The 18,705-nt window shown below is 35.2% G+C and carries 18 protein-coding genes; 9 read left to right on the top strand and 9 right to left on the bottom strand.

The features are described 5' to 3' along the window. The first annotated feature begins 2 nt into the window (after window positions 1-2). Window positions 3-344 carry an EF2685/EF0750 family sortase-dependent surface protein gene (locus tag DOK76_RS01185; protein ID WP_206964368.1) on the top strand — a complete coding sequence of 114 codons (342 nt, stop codon included), beginning with the start codon at window positions 3-5 and terminating at the stop codon, window positions 342-344. A gap of 53 nt (window positions 345-397) precedes the next feature. Here the strand turns inward: DOK76_RS01185 and DOK76_RS01180 are convergent, their stop codons facing one another. Both DOK76_RS01180 and DOK76_RS01175 read right to left on the bottom strand, forming a co-directional pair. Further along, entirely contained in the window at window positions 398-1,840 is a 1,443-nt protein-coding gene (locus DOK76_RS01180) for a M20 family metallopeptidase (protein ID WP_206964367.1), read from the bottom strand. Window positions 1,841-1,868: 28 nt separating this feature from the next. After that, the gene (locus tag DOK76_RS01175; RefSeq protein WP_206964366.1) at window positions 1,869-3,155 is read right to left on the bottom strand and encodes an anaerobic C4-dicarboxylate transporter family protein; all 1,287 of its coding nucleotides are present in this window, start codon (window positions 3,153-3,155) and stop codon (window positions 1,869-1,871) included. Window positions 3,156-3,605: 450 nt separating this feature from the next. On the opposite strand from DOK76_RS01175, the gene DOK76_RS01170 reads away from it, so the two are divergent. Next, the gene (locus DOK76_RS01170; RefSeq protein ID WP_370590068.1) at window positions 3,606-4,817 is read left to right on the top strand and encodes a chloride channel protein; all 1,212 of its coding nucleotides are present in this window, start codon (window positions 3,606-3,608) and stop codon (window positions 4,815-4,817) included. A gap of 111 nt (window positions 4,818-4,928) precedes the next feature. On the opposite strand, the gene DOK76_RS01165 is transcribed toward DOK76_RS01170, so the two are convergent. The 3 genes from DOK76_RS01165 to ftcD all read right to left on the bottom strand — a co-directional run bounded on the left by DOK76_RS01165 (window position 4,929) and on the right by ftcD (window position 8,747). Continuing rightward, entirely contained in the window at window positions 4,929-6,296 is a 1,368-nt protein-coding gene (locus DOK76_RS01165; protein ID WP_206964365.1) for a sigma 54-interacting transcriptional regulator, read from the bottom strand. 58 nt (window positions 6,297-6,354) lie between these two features. Continuing rightward, window positions 6,355-7,740 (bottom strand): MFS transporter, encoded by a 1,386-nt coding sequence (locus tag DOK76_RS01160; protein ID WP_206964363.1) that lies wholly within the window; start codon window positions 7,738-7,740, stop codon window positions 6,355-6,357. A 65-nt stretch (window positions 7,741-7,805) separates the two neighbouring features. Beyond that, window positions 7,806-8,747 carry a glutamate formimidoyltransferase gene (ftcD, locus tag DOK76_RS01155; protein WP_206964360.1) on the bottom strand — a complete coding sequence of 314 codons (942 nt, stop codon included), beginning with the start codon at window positions 8,745-8,747 and terminating at the stop codon, window positions 7,806-7,808. A gap of 605 nt (window positions 8,748-9,352) precedes the next feature. Here ftcD and DOK76_RS01150 point away from each other — a divergent pair. From DOK76_RS01150 to DOK76_RS01135, 4 genes are all read left to right on the top strand, one after another. After that, window positions 9,353-9,979: a cyclodeaminase/cyclohydrolase family protein gene (locus DOK76_RS01150; RefSeq protein ID WP_206964359.1), complete on the top strand. Its 627-nt coding sequence runs from the start codon at window positions 9,353-9,355 to the stop codon at window positions 9,977-9,979. 26 nt (window positions 9,980-10,005) lie between these two features. Then, window positions 10,006-11,676, top strand: coding sequence for a formate--tetrahydrofolate ligase (locus DOK76_RS01145; RefSeq protein ID WP_206964356.1), 1,671 nt, complete (start codon window positions 10,006-10,008; stop codon window positions 11,674-11,676). Window positions 11,677-11,751: 75 nt separating this feature from the next. Next, on the top strand, window positions 11,752-12,624 hold the full coding sequence (locus tag DOK76_RS01140) for a formate/nitrite transporter family protein (RefSeq protein ID WP_206964354.1): 873 nt from the start codon (window positions 11,752-11,754) through the stop codon (window positions 12,622-12,624). Beyond that, complete coding sequence (locus DOK76_RS01135) at window positions 12,621-13,142, top strand: folate family ECF transporter S component (RefSeq protein ID WP_206964352.1); 522 nt, start codon at window positions 12,621-12,623, stop codon at window positions 13,140-13,142. Before DOK76_RS01140 ends, DOK76_RS01135 begins: the two co-directional genes overlap by 4 nt. A gap of 66 nt (window positions 13,143-13,208) precedes the next feature. Here the strand turns inward: DOK76_RS01135 and murB are convergent, their stop codons facing one another. Further along, complete coding sequence (murB, locus tag DOK76_RS01130; protein WP_206964350.1) at window positions 13,209-14,111, bottom strand: UDP-N-acetylmuramate dehydrogenase; 903 nt, start codon at window positions 14,109-14,111, stop codon at window positions 13,209-13,211. Between the two features lie 190 nt (window positions 14,112-14,301). Here murB and DOK76_RS01125 point away from each other — a divergent pair, with 190 nt between their 5' ends. Genes DOK76_RS01125 through DOK76_RS01115 form a run of 3 tightly spaced genes read left to right on the top strand, consistent with a single transcriptional unit; the run spans window position 14,302 to window position 16,592 of the window. Beyond that, entirely contained in the window at window positions 14,302-15,057 is a 756-nt protein-coding gene (locus DOK76_RS01125) for an exodeoxyribonuclease III (protein WP_206964349.1), read from the top strand. Between the two features lie 22 nt (window positions 15,058-15,079). Then, a complete protein-coding gene (locus DOK76_RS01120; RefSeq protein ID WP_206964347.1) occupies window positions 15,080-16,045 on the top strand; it encodes a flagellar basal body-associated FliL family protein in 966 nt (321 codons plus the stop codon). A gap of 13 nt (window positions 16,046-16,058) precedes the next feature. After that, a complete protein-coding gene (locus DOK76_RS01115) occupies window positions 16,059-16,592 on the top strand; it encodes a 3'-5' exonuclease (protein WP_206964346.1) in 534 nt (177 codons plus the stop codon). A 51-nt stretch (window positions 16,593-16,643) separates the two neighbouring features. On the opposite strand, the gene DOK76_RS01110 is transcribed toward DOK76_RS01115, so the two are convergent. From DOK76_RS01110 to DOK76_RS01100, 3 genes are all read right to left on the bottom strand, one after another. Then, window positions 16,644-17,162 (bottom strand): GNAT family N-acetyltransferase, encoded by a 519-nt coding sequence (locus tag DOK76_RS01110; RefSeq protein ID WP_206964345.1) that lies wholly within the window; start codon window positions 17,160-17,162, stop codon window positions 16,644-16,646. A gap of 1 nt (window position 17,163) precedes the next feature. Next, entirely contained in the window at window positions 17,164-17,643 is a 480-nt protein-coding gene (tsaE, locus tag DOK76_RS01105; protein WP_206964344.1) for a tRNA (adenosine(37)-N6)-threonylcarbamoyltransferase complex ATPase subunit type 1 TsaE, read from the bottom strand. 68 nt (window positions 17,644-17,711) lie between these two features. Beyond that, complete coding sequence (locus tag DOK76_RS01100; RefSeq protein ID WP_206964343.1) at window positions 17,712-18,704, bottom strand: aldose epimerase family protein; 993 nt, start codon at window positions 18,702-18,704, stop codon at window positions 17,712-17,714. Window position 18,705: the final 1 nt, after the last annotated feature.

Genomic DNA, 18,705 nt, shown 5'->3' with positions numbered 1-18,705 from the left:
CTATGAAAAAAAAGATGTGTTTTCTTGTATTTTTGATTACTATCATTTTTATGATGTTCCCTAGTAAAACGTTAGCAGACTCTGCAACTTCAGAGGCCAGTGTTATAATCATTGATAAGTCGTCAATACCAAGAGTAGAAGAACCTAAAAAAAACGATGTCATATCAGCGACTATTATTGTTAAGAAAAGTAATTTTATTTTACCCAAGACAAATGATATACGTGAAATAGCTCTAAGTATTATGGGTGGGCTATTAATTGTATTGTTCTTTAGTTTCTATTTACAACAAAAGGGATTAATGTATTTCAATCATGTCCCTATTGACTTTAGAAGAATTAAGTGACATAAAAAAAGAAAAAACTTCCAATTGCTTAAAAACAATTGGAAGTTTTTTGATTATAATCCTAAGCTATTTGGTTTTACATCAGCAGGAATTGGGTTAATGTATGGTGTTTGATCTGTAATGGCTTTTAATTCAGCTTTAGCTTCTGCTAAAATTTCTGGGTTTTCGATAGCTTTCATAGCTGTTGCAGCCATAACTTTAGCCGCTTGCAGCATACCTTTTTTAGCAATTGGTGTTTTACCATTTGCTACCCATTGCCATGAATGTAGAGCAGTATTCATGACTTCTGTTGCCATAACACATTGTGCAGTTGGGACAACCCAGCTAACATCTCCCACATCAGTAGATCCTGGCATAACAACATTTGTTAAGGCTTCGTTGAATGGGTAGATATAATCAGCTAATACTTTACCAGGGTTAGCGCCTAACACTTGTTTTTCAACAGGTGTTACAGGTGGAACCATCATGAATTTTTTCTCGTCTTCAGTTAATGACGCATGCATTTCTTTAGCAAAAGCAATGTCTGCTTCGTCAAAGTTAGGGGCTCCAACTTCAAACATTGTTTCTGACATTAATTTAGATAAAACTTTGTTTGGCATGTAGTTTGAACATGCTTTATCAAAATGAACTTCTACCTCAGTACCAGTCATAAGAGCAGCACCTTTGGCACAGTTAACTAAACGGTCATAAATATCTTTTACTTGGAAAGCTTTAGGAGCTCTAATTAAGTATAAAGATTTCGCATGAGCTTGCACAACTGATGGTTGCATACCACCACCATCAAGAACAGCATAGTGATAACGAGCTTCAGGAGTAACATGCTCACGTAAGTAGTTAGCTCCGATGTTCATAATTTCCATAGCATCTAAGGCGCTACGTCCCATATGTGGTGAATTAGCAGCATGAGAAGAAACACCTTTAAATTCGAATACTGCTTGAATATTAGCTAATGTAGGAGAAGCAATAATGGCATTATCAGTTCCTGGGTGCCAACATAAAGCCATATCTAGATCGTCAAAAGCACCAGTACGGGCCATATAAGTTTTACCTGATCCACCTTCTTCAGCTGGACATCCGTAATATCTAATTTGAGCGTCAATATTGTTTTCTTTTAAGTAGTCTCTTGTTGCAATAGCAGCAGCTAGAGAAGCTGTTCCTAAAAGGTTGTGTCCACAACCATGACCATTTGTTGTACCAAGACTTGGATCTGCTTCTTTTTTAGTTGAACCAGCCTTTTGGTTTAATTCAGGAAGAGCATCATACTCACCAAGGAAACCAATGATTGGTCCTTTGTCACCATAAGTTCCGATGAAGGCTGTATCGATGTCGCCAGTATTTGTTTCTATTTTAAAATCTTCTTTTTCTAAGAAAGCAATAATCGTTTTAGCTGATTCTTGCTCGTGAAATTTAACTTCAGCGATATCCCAAATACGGTCGCTTAGCTCAAAGTATTCATTTTGTTTACCTTCAATTAATTTTTCGATATGTTTAATCATAATAGATAGCCTCCTGAGTAATATGTTTTTATATAAATAGTGTAATTCCGTATGATACAAAGATTGATAACGCTGTGATAGCAAGTCCTGGAACAATAAAGTTGTATGTCTTAGTTCGACCAGTTCTATCTAGTTCACAGGCAAGTAGCATAGTTGGTTGTGCGGGAATAATAAAGTTAACATTTAGACATTGAACAATAACTACTAATAATAAGGGCGAAACACCTAACGCTAAAGCTAATGGGAAAACGATGGCTGCAACAGCTGTTTGAGCTCCGATTAGCATAGCTACAAAACTACATAAGATAATGATAACCCATGGATAACTTGCTAGGATAGCACCTAAGCTATTTGTTAAAGTCTCTTGGTTACCCGGTGAACCAAAGATTGTACTACCTAACCAACCACCGCCTAATACAACTAAAGAGGCAGCTAAAGCGTTCATTGTTGCAGGAGCACTTAAAATTTTCTTAGAATCAACTTTGAAGAGTAATAGATTTAAGGCAGCAGATGAATACATAAACATTTGAACTAAGTCTGCTGTAGCTATTTTAACACTTTCTCCGTTAACTGTATATTGTGGCAATAAACCTGGGAATAATCCAAAAACAATGATACCAAGAACACAGCCTAAGAAAACAAGAGTTGAGTATTTAGCGTTTTTATCAAAAGTAGTGATTTCTACAGTGTCTTCTGTTACTTCTAAACCATCTTCAACAAACGGGATTTTTTTGTTAACCAGAATCATCATTAAGCTCAATAGGATAATTGAAATAATAGTTGCTGGAAGTACGATACTTAAGTAAGTACCCATTGAGATACCAAATGGCATTAATAACATGATGACAAAAGCAGTTGATGATGATGCTGGGCTACAGAGTAAAGCCATATTTGAAGCAAGTACTGATGAAATTAATGCAGCTTTAGGATTTACTTTAGATTTAATAGCTGTTTCAGCAATGATAGGCTCTAATGATAAGCTGATCATGGCAGTTCCCATACCGAAAACAAACATGAAACAAACAAGAGGAGCAACTAATGTGATTGCCTTAGGAAATTTTCTGATGATTTTAGTAGCAACAGAGATCATATAATCCATACCACCAGATGCTTGTAAAGCACCACTGGCAACACCAATCGAGATGATAATCAATACCGCGGTAACTGGTGGAGCTGAAGGTGGTAGGTTGAAAACGAACATCATAATGAATAAGGCAATAATAGAAGTAATACCTGAACCTAGGGCACCACCTTTAATTAAACCGTAGATGATGAATGTGACCATGATAAGAATTTCTAACAATAATAAAAACATATAATTCCTCCTAAATTTGTTTTTAAATCCAAAAATAACATAAAATAAAAATGATTAATAACAAAGTCTTTGTATTATTTAATAATCCNNACAATAATGAAAATTTAATGTTTTATATTTAAATAACTAAGTATATAAAACATGTTTTTGTTGTTTTTGTTTCTATGTGGTTTTTTATTAAACTTGTTATTTAATTAGTTTCGTTAAAAGAACATAAAATAACGATTATTCTTTTTATAAAAAAAGCTGATTTTACACCTTTTTCAAAACTTTAATAACAATGAAAATAAAACTATGAAAAATAACATGGAAGTTTACATAATAAAAGAAAGAAGACAACTAATGATTTTTAGTTTTCTCATTTTTTTTTAATGAATGGAGATTGAAATAGAAACTTTCTAGAAGTAGAATGGAACATGAATCATTCAGGGTGCGAGTAAGGAGTTAGTAATAGTGATAAAAAATGAAATAAAAAAATGTTTATTTAGTTTGTTGGTTGGTTTATCTGTTGGGGTTATTGAGGTTATTTTTGGTAAGATGCTGATACTAATTACTAGTATCAGAGAAAGTTATTTTTTCCCACTCATTCTTTTTCTACCTTTTGGAGGATTAGCAATAGTAGCTCTTTATTCTTTAATAGGTGGTCGTTCAAAAGAAGGAATGGGTCTTATTTTTAAAGTTGGACATGGAGAAGAAGAAAAAGTTCCGATTGTGTTGATTCCTTTAGTGATGGTGTCTACTTGGCTAACTCATTTATTTGGAGGGAGTGCAGGTAGAGAAGGTGTTGCAGTTCAAATTGGTGGAGCTTTTTCTAACTGGTTAGCAAGAGGGAAGTTGTTTTTAGATTTTAACCAGGTAGAATGGCGAAAAACTTCCATGATTATTGGGATGGCTGCTGGATTTGCAGGTCTCTTTCAAACACCGTTAGCAGCTACTTTTTTTGCGCTAGAAGTACTAGTGATTGGTAAGTTAGAGATGAAATCTATTTTGTATACTGGGCTTGCTGCTTATAGTGCGTATTTTGTTTCTTCAGGATTAGGACTGGAGAAAGCTAGCTTCCATATAGAGTCTACACTCACACTAACCCCTTTACTGTTAATAGAATTACTTCTTTTAGGACTTTTATTTGCTTTGGTAGGTGTTAGTTTTTCTGTTGGACTTAGAAAAGGGAAAGGACTATTCGCTAGGTTACTTCCGAATGGGTATCAACGAATATTTATTGGTGGAGTATTGGTAGCCTTAGCTATTTTTATGTGCCATGAAGGTCGCTATGCAGGATTAGGGACTAACCTTATTACGGCTAGTTTTACAGGAGAGACTATCTATTCCTATGATTTTTTACTGAAGATGTTATTAACTATCTTAACCTTAAGTATTGGTTTTCAAGGTGGAGAAGTAACGCCTTTATTTGCTATTGGTTGCTCTTTTGGTGTGGTAGTAGCTCCTTTATTCGGCCTACCTTCGACATTAGTGGCGGCACTAGGGTATGTGGCAGTCTTTGGTAGTGGAACAAACACCTTTTTTGCCCCGATTTTAATTGGAGGAGAAATTTTTGGTTTTGAATGGTTGCCTTTCTTTTTTGTCACCATGTTAAGTGCATACTATTTCAATTTTAATTATTCTATTTACGGTAATCAGAAAAATATTGAGGAATTATTATAAGGCAAGAAAAAAAGCTCATATCCAATTAGTATTATTAATTGGATATGGGCTGTTTATAAATAAAACTTTATTGTGATTGTCCTAAATTGAAAAGTTCAATAAAAATGTGAGTCACAGATATTTTTGAAGTTTTCTAACAACAGTGGGTTGGCTAATACCAAGATATTTAGCTATTTCAGTTGTTGTTTTACATTTTTCGTAGGCATTAAGAATCAATCGCTTTTCATAATAATCCATATAATCTTTGTAATCCACTTGGGCTGAAAAATGAGATGGAGAAAAAGGTGATATGTTTTCAGGTAAGTGATATGGCTGGATTGTGTCTTGTTCAGAGTTAATAACAAGTTGCAAAAGAACGTGTCGCAGTTCTTGGATATTACCTGGCCAAGAATACGCAGTTAATAAGTTCATTGTTTCAGGTGCCAAGGTGAGTTTGCGATGATACTTACTATTTAACTCCTCTAAGTAATTATGAACTAAGATAGAGATATCTCCAGTCCTATCTTTTAAATCAGGAAGATTGATGGTTAAAACAGAAAGTAGGTAATAGAGTTCTCGGTCTAAAATCGTCATTAACTCTTTTTGAGATTTTCGAGTAGTAGAAATGATTCTGAAGTCAGCCTCTTTGATGAGGCGGCTATTTTTTTTGAAGAATGTTTTGTTTTTGATAACATAGAGGAGTTTATTTTGGGTGGCAGCGTCCATACTTTCAATATTTTCTACAAATAAAATACCTGTATCAGCGACTTCACATAAACCAATTTTTTCTATTTCTTCTCCTGTTTGTTTATTAATAGTGACATTACCAAACAATTCATCGGATAGAATCTCATCAGTAAACGCACTACAACTTATATGAGCAATCGGTTTATCAGAGCGATTAGAAATTGAGTGAATGTACCGTGTGATAGTATTTTTGCCAGAACCTGTATCTCCTGTAATCAGTAAGGGTAAATCCATGTTTTTAATATGATCAATGTAATCAATTACTTTCTTCATGGTGTCACTCTCAGCAATAATCGCCTCAGGTAACATTTCATTTTTCATTTGTTTAACTTCGACTTGCTGTAAAGCAATCTGTTTTTGAAGTTGACCATAGTTTTGTTGTAATTCTTGGATGTTACTACTATCCCATGAAGCATAACTGACAACAAAAGCAATTTCTCCGATATCATCAAGAATTGGGATAGCTGTAACAAGTAGTTCTCGACCAAATTGATCTGGTTGAATCATAGATACTTTTTCTTTTTTTTGAATAGCAATCATGCTTAGAGAGGGATCAAAAACTTTATCAAATTCTGTGATGTGTCGACCAGTAATTTGTTCTTGTTTAATGCCATAGATTTTTTCGCAGCCTTGACCTGTGTATAACAGATATCCTTGACCATCAGTAATTGTCAGACCAGTATGCATGACTTCGAGGACTTGGGCAATACTTTGTACAATAAGTTGTGTCTTCTCATTAATTGAATGTGTCATCATATTGTCTCCTTTTTGAAAACGTTTTGATAGTTCAAGTATACGTTATTTATATAAATTAAGCATCTAGTTTATCAAAGATCCCTTTAGGAACAGTCATAGCAATGAAGACAATTGCTATGATACAAAAGACGACATTTGTTAGCATACCAAACATTGCAGATAGCGACGTATTTGGCATTAAGTCATAAACTGCTCCAGAAATTGCTGATCCAATTCCCCAACCAATTGAGCTAGCCATTTTATAGATACCTCCTGCAACGCCCGCTTTCTCTAATGGAACACTAGACATAACAGTATCTGTTGAAGGTGTTGCATAAATACCAGTTCCTGTTCCAAAGAAAATGAAACCGACAAACACTAGAACTGCATATAGTGGGCCTTGTATAAATGTTAGAGACATCATGAAGATTCCGACTGCAGTAGCCAGACAGCCCCAAATCATAGGCTTTCTTTCTCCGATTTTTTGTCCTATTTTTTCGCCAATTCGGATAGTTAGAAGAACTGAACCCATATAACCAAGGGTTAACATACCAGATTGAAAAGGAGTGAAATTTCGAGAGGTTTGAGCATAAGTTGTGGCAATAAGAATCGTTCCGCCAGTGGCATTAAGAAGGAAGTTGGAAACTGTTGCACCAGTAAAAGCTTTATTTTTGAAGAGAGTTAAATCCACAAAACCATCTTTATTGGTTTCAACTTGATAGAAGAAAGTACCTGCAGTGATGAAAACTGCTAGTAAGGAGATGGTTTTCCAACTAAGCCAACCGAAGTTCGCGCCATAAGTGATGATAATGTTAATGGATAAGACACTGACTACCAATAAACAAATCCCTAGTAAATCAAATTTTTTATTGTCTTGGGTGGAGCCTTCTGTTTCAGGGACATCTTTTATGAGAAACATACCCATAATAGCAATAATGATGGAAACCACAAAAACAGCGCGCCAACCTAGATAAGTTGTAATAGCTCCTGTAATGATAGGTGCAAGCCCTGTCCCTCCCCAAGAGCCGATAGACCAATAGCTTAAGGCTCTTTGTCGTTCTGCACCATGAAAATATGTTTTCATTAAAGCAAGTGTTGCTGGCATAATGGATGCTGCTGAGAAACCTTGAATAATTCTTCCTACAAATAACATGATAGCGCCATTGGCAAATACTAAAAACAAGGATCCGATAATATATAAAATGAATCCGATATTAGTGACTTTTTTATGACCATACTTATCTGCAAAGCCACCTATAACAATGATGAACATCCCAGAAAAAACAGAAGTTAAACTGATAGCTAAGTTGACAACTTCAAAGGGTACGTTTAAGTCATTTTGGATTACAGGAATGTAATTGGACATAGATAAAGCAAATAACCAGTAAGAAATAACGCCGAATACAATACCAATGATTAATTTATTATCACCTTTATAAGGTGTTTGAGTTTTTACATCCATGATGAAATAGTCTCCTTTTTAAAGCAATCCCAACTAAATTGAATAGAAGGGATTGCTCTGTTTCTTTATTTCATTAAATGAGTTTCTAAAATTTGGAAATCATTGAATCCTTCTAACCCAAGATAGAATTCTAATGAATTGACAAGATAATCTAGCTTAACAGGTCCAACAATTTCAGAACCAGTGACAGCTACACCGTAGCGTGTTGCTTCTGATTTAACAAATTCAAAGACGCGATAAATAGGTGTATTAATACAATCAAACATGTTAACTGAAACAACTACCCCTGTGTGTTCTGGGAATTTGATGCCAACGGCACGAGTGGTTGAGAAACCACCAGAAGGTTCACGGACACCACGAGCAATTTTTTTAGCAATTGAAAGATCTTCAGTTGCTAAAAAGACGTTGTAAGCTGTTAATCCTTCAGCCTCAGCGCTAACAATAGTAGCACCTGATTTTTCACTCAGTAAACCATCAACACTTAAATCAGGTTTACGGTTGTTATACTCTTCACTACGTTCAGGGTCATCTTTAATATTAAGAAGTAATTCTTTTAACCCTTCGTATTGTCCTTTTCTGATGTAGGCTAAAGCACGACGTTGTTCGGTTCGAGCGTTATCTGCAGCAAAGAAAACAGGAACTTTTGTGGCTTCAAAATATTCTTTTCCAATTTCTTCAGCTAATGCGACACATTCTTCTACGGAAATATTTTTTAATGGGAAAATAGGTAAGGAATCTTGTGCCCCTATACGAGGATGAGTCCCTTTTTGCTTTCTCATATCCACTAGTTCCACTGTTTTTGATCCCATTTTTATAAGGGCTTCTTTAATTGGCTGTGGTTCACCAATGATAGTAACCACGGTCCTATTAAAATCAGCTTCTGGTTCATAACTAACTAAGGTGACGCCAGCTACTTTTTTTACTTCTGCTACTACAGCCTCAATAATTTCTTTGTCTGCTCCTTCACTAAAATTTGGTACTGCTAAAACATACTTTTTCTCTTCCATGACACTGCCTCCTAATTTGTTTTCATTTAATTCGACGTATTATATGAATGATTGTATGAAGAAACTCTTCAGTGACACCCACATAATAGGTGAATAAAAAACAAATGTAAACGCTTTGAAAATGAGATGAAGGTAAAAATTATTCATTATTGAATAGATATCGAAAAAGCTATTATGACCTTGTTTTTCTAATAGATTGTTAATGATGAGAAAAAATATTATTCGTTTTTGAATAGAAATGAGTAGGAAATTCTAGAGAATATGGTGATACATTAAGGAATGCGAGGTCATCATCTGATTAGATATTATTTTCTATACTAAAATGAATAATTTTTTATTTTAGTATAAGCAAAGCATCTTTTAAAAGTTATTCACTATTGAATAAAAAAATCTGATGTCCCGGTTTAGGAAGAAAAACAGATGGATATTATTCATAACTGAATTGATTTTTTAAACAGACTAATTGAAATTAAAGTATATCAAGGTTTTGTGAGGTATTCAAAAGCAAATAATAAGGCCATTTTATGAATTTGCCTTTTTACCTTTTTCTCGTTATCTTTTGGGTGACGATTGTATGACATGAATAAAAAACAAGGAGAATGAATATGAAATTAGTAGAAATGGATATTAATACCTTTATTGCTACTTTAGGATCAGATGCCCCAGCACCAGGTGGAGGCTCGGCATCTGCATTAGCTGGAGCAGTCGGGTCCGCTTTAACAATGATGGTTGCTGAATTAACTATTGGCAAGAAAAAATATTTAGAGTATGACAGTGCAAACAAAGAATTATTGAATGAGATAAAAAAAATTAATCAACAACTATTAGCTTGTATTGATCGAGATACAGAAGCTTTTAATGGTGTTTCTGCCGTGTTTAAACTACCTAAAGAAACAGATGAAGATTTGTTAAAACGAAAAGAAGCCATGCAAATGGCATTAAAAAATGCAACTCTTGTACCATTGGATATTATGAAGTTGGCCTATCAAGGATTAGTAGCAACTGAAAAAGGAATAGGTAAATCAAATATTAATGCCGCTAGCGACTTAGGTGTTTCAGCACTGAACTTAGATACATGTTTAAAAGGAGCTTGGCTAAATGTTCTGATCAATTTGTCAGGGGTTAAAGATGAATCTTTTGTCAATGACATTAAAGAAGAAGGGCAAAAGTTGTTAACAGATGGGACTCACCTAGCAGAAAAAATCTACACAGCAATTTTAGAAATTGTTTAACTATTGAAAAAAGGGGTTATTAATAAATGAAGACAGATGCACAAATTGCACAAGCAGCTGTAATGAAACCTATTAAAGAAATAGCAAATCACTTAGATTTGTTAGAAGATGAGGTTGAGTTATATGGAAATTATAAAGGAAAGTTATCTTTAGACGTTTTAGAGCGTTTAAAAAAGAAACAGGACGGGCATCTTGTCCTTGTAACAGCTATCAATCCAACTCCAGCTGGAGAAGGGAAAACAACCGTCAATGTAGGTTTGTCCATGGGATTGAATAGGATAGGTAAGAAAGCTATTACAGCTATTAGAGAACCATCACTAGGACCTTGTTTTGGTATTAAAGGAGGTGCTGCTGGAGGAGGTTATGCTCAAGTTGTACCAATGGATGACATTAATTTACATTTTACAGGTGATTTTCATGCGATTACATCAGCTCATAATTTGTTAGCGGCTATGCTAGATAATCATCTGCATCAAGGAAATGAGTTGCAAATTGATCCAAAACAAATTGTGTGGAAGCGTGTTTTAGACATGAATGATCGAGCGCTTAGAAAGAATGTGATTGGCTTAGGCTCAAAAGCAGATGGATTTACTCGAGAATCTGGTTTTGATATTACTGTTGCATCAGAAATAATGGCGGTACTTTGTTTAGCAACCTCTTTAGAAGATTTAAAGGCAAGGATAGCTAGAATGGTAGTGGCGTATAGCTATGAGGGAAATGTGATAACTGCGGCAGATTTAAACGCCACTGGGGCGATGACGTTACTATTAAAAGAAGCTATCAAGCCAAATCTAGTTCAAACAATTGAAAACACACCAGCCTTAATTCACGGTGGTCCATTTGCTAACATAGCTCATGGCTGTAATTCTATTATGGCGACTAAAATGGCACTTAAGCTATCCGATTATGTCATCACAGAAGCAGGCTTTGGGGGAGATTTAGGAGCTGAGAAATTCTTTGATATTAAATGCCGATTCGGAGAATTATCTCCATCTGCGGTTGTTCTTGTAGCGACTATACGTGCATTGAAAATGCATGGAGGAACGAATAAAAATGAATTGAATGAAGAAAACTTAAGTAGCTTAAGCCAAGGGATGAGTAATTTAGAACGTCATTTAAGTAATATGGCTAAATTTGGCGTACCGGTGGTTGTATCAATCAATCGTTTTCCATCTGATACAGAAGCAGAGATTGAGCTTCTTCGTGAGACTTGTCTCACCTATGGAGCAGAGGTTATTTTAACAGAAGTATTTACTAAAGGTGGAGAAGGAAGTATTGAACTAGCAGAAAAAATAGTGGATATGTGTGAAAATGAAATTAGTCACTTCACTCCACTTTACGAATCGGACAATAGGATTGAAGAAAAGATTAACTGTATTGCTAAAGAGATTTACGGAGCCGAGGGTGTTGACTTTACAACTGCGGCGAGAAAACAAATTAAGAATTTAGAAAATCATCACTTAGATAAAATGCCTATTTGTATGGCTAAAACGCAGTATTCATTTTCTGATGATCCGAGTCTTTTGGGAGCACCAAATAATTTTAGAATCACTGTTAGGGAGGTTAAGGTTTCAGCAGGTGCTGGCTTTATTGTTGCTATTACAGGACAAATCATGACCATGCCTGGGTTACCTAAAATTCCAGCAGCTTGTGGAATGGATTACACAAGCAACGGAGAAATTATCGGTTTGTCATAAAAAAAGAATAAAAAGAAAGAGGCAGAGAATAAGCATGTTTATTAATCTGTCTCTTTTTGAGAAGACGAGGGGAAAATGAAAGAAAAAAACTATTTGATACCTTCAGAAATAGCAGAAAAGACGATTGAAATTGGAATAAAAAAAGTGAAGACACCAGTTATTCATTTGTTAGTATTAGGTTTTTTAGCAGGAGCTTTCATTGCTTTTGCATCGGAAGGATCTAATATGGCGGCATATAATCTGTTAGCACAATCAGAAAGCTATGGGTTAGGAAAAGCATTAGCAGGAGCTATTTTTGGTACAGGGTTAATGTTAGTAGTCTTAGCAGGAGGAGAATTATTTACAGGAAATACGTTGATTCTCTTAAGTGTGCTAGATAAAAAAGTGACGTGGGTTGAAATGTGTCGTAATTGGTTGGTTGTTTATCTAGGCAATTTATTAGGTTCTTTATTTATAGTATTTCTTATTATTGAATCCGGTCAGTTATCAAGTAGTGAGAATTTACTTGGAGCCATGACAATAAAAATAGCTATTGGTAAAGTTAAGTTATCCTTTTTACAAGGAATCGTCTTAGGGATTATGTGTAATTGGTTGGTCTGTTTAGCTGTTTGGTTAGCGTATGGTGCACTAGACATGACAGGAAAAATAGTGGCTATTTTTTTCCCGATTTGGTTGTTTATCACATCAGGATTTGAGCATAGTATTGCAAATATGTACTATATTCCAGTAGGGATATTAGCGAAACAACAATCAAGCTATTACGAAAAAGCATTGAGCCTAGGAGTGTCAAAAGACACGCTTGATTCACTTAATTGGCAATCCTTTTTTCTAAGGAATTTACTACCTGTGACAATAGGAAATATTATCGGTGGCACGGTGTTTGTAGCGTTAATCTATTGGTTTGTTTATAAAAAGAGAACTATGGCAAAAAAAGAGGTGTTAAAGTGAAAAGGAAAATTAGCACAAAACAATTAACAATGATGAGTTTATTGATCGCTTTAGTTGTTGTACTCTCAAATATTTTGTCTATCGAGACACAATTTTTAAAATTAACATTAGAGTTTATTCCTAAAATGATGATGGGGTTATTATTTGGTCCTTTTTGGACAGGTATGGGCCTAGTTGTGGCAGATGTTATTGGGAATACGATGTTTGCTAAAGCGCCTTTCTTTATCGGTTTTACATTAAATAAAGTGATTGAAGGGCTTATTTATGGTTATTTTTTCTATGGAAAAAAGGTGACGTTAAAGAATATTTGTGCCTCAACCGTATGTGTGACTGGTTTAATTAGTTTGTGTATGACTCCTATTTGGTTAGCAGTCATGTATCAAGTACCACTAACAAGTAGTGTTATCTGGTTGCCTAGAATCATTAAAGCAATCGTTACAATGCCTATTCAAATAATAATAATTTATTCTTTTGCTAATGTAATGCCATTGAACCTATTGAGAAAAAATCATATTTAAGATGTTATTTGTTTCAAAGCAAAAAACGCAAGCCCGAAATAGGACTTGCGTTTTTTATGGTTTACTTTACTTCTCACGCCCAATAATACGGACTTCTGTTTCTAAAACCACATCAAATTTTTCTAAAATAGTTTGTTGGATATGCTTAATAAGTTCTACGTAATCAGTTGCTGTGGCTTGATCAATATTAACAATAAAGCCGGCGTGTTTTTCAGAAATCTGAGCGCCACCCCATTTAAGACCTTGAAGACCAGCATCTTGAATCAACTTACCAGTGAAATGCCCAACAGGACGTTTGAACACACTACCACATGATGGGTATTCTAAAGGTTGTTTGCTTTCTCTTAGGAAGGTTAATTCATTCATTCTTTCTTGGATAGTAGCTAATTCACCTTTTTTAAGAGCGAAGGTAACATTAAGCACAATGCCTTTTGTTTCTTGTAGCACACTATGGCGGTATGAAAACTGCATATCTTCTTTAGTGAATGTTTGGATAGAACCATCTGCTAGTAAAATGGTTGCTGATTCAAAGACATCAACTAATTCACCACCATAAGCACCTGCGTTCATATAAGCAGCTCCACCAATGCTACCAGGAATACCACAAGCGAATTCTAAGCCAGTTAGGGTATAATCTCTAGCAACATGAGTTACTTCAATTAACTTAGCCCCAGCGTCAGCGACTAAAGTTGTTTCATTGACTGTAATTTCATTTAGGTCTTCTAGCATAATAACAAAGCCAGCAATTCCACCGTCACGTACGATTAAGTTACTAGCATTTCCAAGACAGAGCCATTCAATTCCTTCTTGGTTACAATAGTCGACAATTTGTTTAACTTCTTCAACTGATTTAGGAAACAATAGGCAATCAGCTGGGCCACCAGTTTTTGTATAGGTAACGTGTGACAATGGTTCGTTGAATAGTAATTTAATGGTATTTAAGTCAGTTTTTATTTTTTCGATGTTCATTTAGAATTTCCTCTCATCCCTACATAAAGTCTATCGCGCCTATTCTATCATATTTTTAGACTAATAGGCTATTGTTATCTAAATATAATAAAGTGGTCATACTTTTTAAGTAGATTTAATATTTTTGAACAAGAGTTTCTGTGTTAGAATGTATAGTAACAGTAGAAGCGATAGGTAGGAGGATACATCATTGAAATTAATTTCTTGGAACGTAAATGGACTAAGAGCTGTTGTTAAAAAAGGCTTTTTAGACATTTTTAATGAAATTGACGCAGATGTGTTTTGTTTGCAAGAAACAAAATTACAAGAAGGTCAAATTGATTTAGAGTTAGAGGGGTATCATCAGTATTGGAATTACGCTGAGAAAAAAGGTTACTCAGGTACGGCTATTTTTAGTAAAGAAGAAGCTTTAAGTGTGACTTATGGTATTGGCATAGAAGAACATGATCAAGAAGGTCGTGTGATTACAGCTGAATACAAGGATTTTTATCTGATTACTTGTTACACACCAAATTCTCAAGCAGAGTTAAAACGATTAGACTATCGATTGAAATGGGAAGAAGATTTTTTAGTCTATTTAAAAATGTTAGAAAAAACAAAACCCGTTGTTCTTTGTGGGGATTTAAATGTGGCTCACCAAAACATTGATTTGAAAAACTGGAAGACTAATCGAAAGAATCCTGGTTTCTCTGATCAAGAGCGCGCGGCGTTCACTCATTTATTAGATAATGGTTTTGTGGATAGTTTCCGCTATTTCTATCCTGAATTAGAAGGAGCTTATTCATGGTGGAGTTATCGTTTTAATGCCAGACAAAACAATGCTGGTTGGAGAATTGATTATTTTTGTGTATCAGAAGCACTGGCACCTAAAATGGAAGACGCGTTTATTTTAAAAGATGTTCTTGGTAGTGATCATTGTCCTGTTGGCTTAATCGTCACAACTTAAAACAGAAAATAGAGGTAACTATATGAAGAAAAGAATGAAACGACTATCGATATTAGGATTAATGATGCTATTTTTATCCTTATCACCGAGTATTGGATTTGCCGAGGATGGGCAATTACTGTATGACCTACGTTATGACGAAGGTAAAAGTGTTCTTTATGGAAAGACTAAGCCAAACGCCAATGTGTACATCAATGACCTAGCAGGTAGCATTGTTGCTGATGACAAAGGTGAGTTTGAAATGCCTGTACCAAAAGGCTTGAAAGTATCAACAGTTTTGATGCTTGATGCTGAAGGTGACACATCAACTGATTTACGTTTTAATTTTGAAAAAAATACGATTGAAACAGAAGAATCTAGTGAAGCTAGTGGTCAGTCATCAAGTAATTCTTCAAGCAATTCCTCAGAAAAGAAAAAAGATGAGGAATCAAAAGACTCAGATAAAAAAGACTCTTCAGAAAAAGAGAGTAAAGAATCAAGTACAACTGAAAGTAGTACGAAAGAATCGTCAACCACAGAATCATCTTCTAAAGAAGTAGCTAGTATTTCGTCAGAAAGTTATAACCCAGAGGCAGAAAAAACTGAAAAGAGAAGTTTAATTTGGTTATGGACTCTATTAGGTGTAATAGCTGTTCTTGGTTCAGCTATTGGTGGCTATTTCTGGTATAAGAAAAAATTAGAAAAAGAAGAAGCTAAACGAGCAAGTCGTAAAAAACGTCATTCTAAGAGTAAAGGCAAACGTCGTCGTGACTTAGATGATGATTTTGAAGAAGATTTGTACGCATCGTTGAAAGATACCGGTAAAGAAGACAGCAATCCAACTTTATCAGAGAGTTTAGAAGAATTATCATCTGATGAACTTGATTTGGATAAATTGATTGAGGCAGAGTTACAAAAGAAACCATCATCTAGTCGTCATAAAAAACATAGATCAAGTAGTGGTTCATCAAGCTCTAAAAAACGTAAAAAGAAACGTTCAAACAAATAAGAAGGGGAAATAAATGAATTTTATTGCATATGATTTCGAGACAGCTAATGGGCAACTTCATAGCGCCTGCTCCATTGCCTTAGTTATGGTGAAAAACGATGAAATTGTGGGTAGTTACTATTCGCTTATTAAACCAGAGACTTCTTTTCACCCAAAAAATATTGAGATACATGGTATTTCGCCTGAAGACGTCAAACAAGCGCCAACTTTTCCTGAAGTCTGGCAAGAGATTAATCAGTACTTTCAGGAAAATCGCTTGATAGTGGCACACAATGCCTCATTTGATAATCGAGTGTTATCTGGTTGTTTGGCTTATTACGGCTTACCAGAAGCTCATTATTTGTCACTGTGTACGGTACGCACTAGTCGTAAATTATATAAAGAACTACCAAATCATCGACTCAATACTGTTTCCAGTTACTTAGGGATTCCTTTAGACCATCATCATCACGCCTTAGATGATAGTCTAGCGTGTGCTAATATTTTAATGCAACAAGCAGCTACCTTTGGTGTGGCTCCTTTAAAGCAATTAGTTAAAAGAATATAAAAAAGAGTTTAAGCCTCGTCTTTTTCAAGATGGGTCTTAAACTCTTTTTGTTTAGAGTAAATAACTCATTAACACAATATCCAAGTACTCATTATCTTCTGATAAAAAGCCTCTTCGAATGATTCCTTCTGTTTCAAAAGCCATTTTTTGATACAAGTGTAGAGCTCGTTCATTACGTGCTTGAACTTTGATTTCCAGTCGTTTAATCACGTTAGCTTCTTTAGCCCAGAGAATAATTTCTTCTAACATAATCGATCCTAATCCGTAGCCCCAGTATTCTTTTAAAATACTAATGCCTATTTCACCGATGTGTCTAAGGGGAGCGTCCATCTCACCCATAACAGTAGCAACACCAATTAACTCTTCATGATTAAAAGCAAGTAGAATCAATTGATTTTCTTGCTCATAAATAAAGTCCAGTTGCTCAGCCATGTCAGAAGGTTTTAGTTTGAGTGATTGTTGATTAACGAGTAGAAAGGGAGTTTCTTTGTCTAAAATAGCCATTGTCTCAAGGAGGATTTTGGCATCCTTTGGTGTGGCTTCTCTTAAGGTAATATCTAACTCACTCATATTAAAGAGCCCAGCCTAATTTGGTTAAACCAAGAGTTATTTTTTCTAAAGCTTGTTTTGCTTCTGGTGAGGTAGCTTCCATGCGAAAATTACGCTCGTTATCACTCACTTTATCTAAAAAGAATTCAATGTAAGGCGTCTGAATTTCTTCTTTTATGAGATGTCCCCATTCAATGACGCAAACGCCGTCTCCTTCAAGGTACTCATCTAAACCTAAATCAGTTGCTCCTTCCGTTAAGCGGTAAACATCCATATGATAAAGGGGAAGTCTACCTGTATCATATTCTTTAATAAGGGTATAAGTAGGGCTTTTAATCATTTGAGTAATGCCTAATCCTTCAGCAAATCCTTTTGTAAAAGTTGTTTTACCAGCTCCTAAATCTCCTGTTAAAATAAAAATATCTCCGGGGTGACTTAGAGTTGCTAAATCAAAGGCTAGTTTTTTAGTTATCAGTTCATTTGTTAATTGTATAGTTGTCATAAGTGCCTCCTTATCAGTCATAGCTAGTATAAAGCTAAGTAAAAAAAAAAGCCATGATTAAATGGCTTTTAAAGTAATCCGATTGAATAGGTTGTTTGAAATAGTTTAGTTGTTTGAGGTGCTAAGGTGATGCTCCCCCATTCAGGATGATGACTAATATCTGGTAACTCTTGGGTCTCGATAGCAAGACCTAAGTGTGAAGCCATTTTTTTGCCGTTAACAAAGAAAGAAGCATCAAAGCCGGTTGTTGAAAAAACTACAACGGCTTGACGGTTAGAAGAGATGTTGAGTTCTCGACCGCTTTCTAAGTTACTTAGGACAATTTGTGGATTCGTTTTTTCTAAAAGGTAAGCATCATCAATACCTGATTCAAGTTGCTCAAGACCAGTTTTGATTATTTCTGGTTGAGAAAAATCATAGCTGGTATCTTCAATAGCTAATTTATTTCCAGTTGGTAGATTCAAGAGGTCTGTTTCAAGAATTTCTTGACTGTTAATAAATAAAACATCTTCTTCAATCGTGTGTTTAGCATCTCCAGAAAGATTGAAGTACACATGATTTGTTGGGTTAACAATGGTTTCTTGTTCACTCGTGACTTCAGTTGTCATCACAACGGCATTATTTGTTAATTCGTAAGTGTTTTTGACATGAATCGGACCAGGATAACCTGATGTTGTGTCTGTCAGGGTAAAGATGACTTTTAAAGAGTCTTCTGTATCAACCACTGAGTAATCCCAAAACTGACACCACCAACCGTTTTTACCACCATGAATGTGATGGTCAGTAGCGAAATTTTTGTCTAAAGTCACGTCTTTCCACTGAGCCTGTTTAATGCGTCCAGCAACAGGACCAACGAGAGCGCCAAATTGAGCTTCGTCAGCTAAGATACTTTCAGGAGTATCAAGAGATAAAATAATATTTTCCATCTTTCCTGAGCGATTAGGACTTAGAAACTCATGCCATCTGGCACCAAATGTTAAAAAAGTTGCAGATAGGTTGTCATTTGATAACGTGATATAAGTGATTCCCGTTTCTTCGTGAGTGGTAATGACATGGTTCATT

It is taken from the genome of Candidatus Vagococcus giribetii, from assembly GCF_017316185.1.
GTDB lineage: Bacteria > Bacillota > Bacilli > Lactobacillales > Vagococcaceae > Vagococcus > Vagococcus giribetii.
This window is presented reverse-complemented; position numbering and strand designations above follow the sequence as displayed.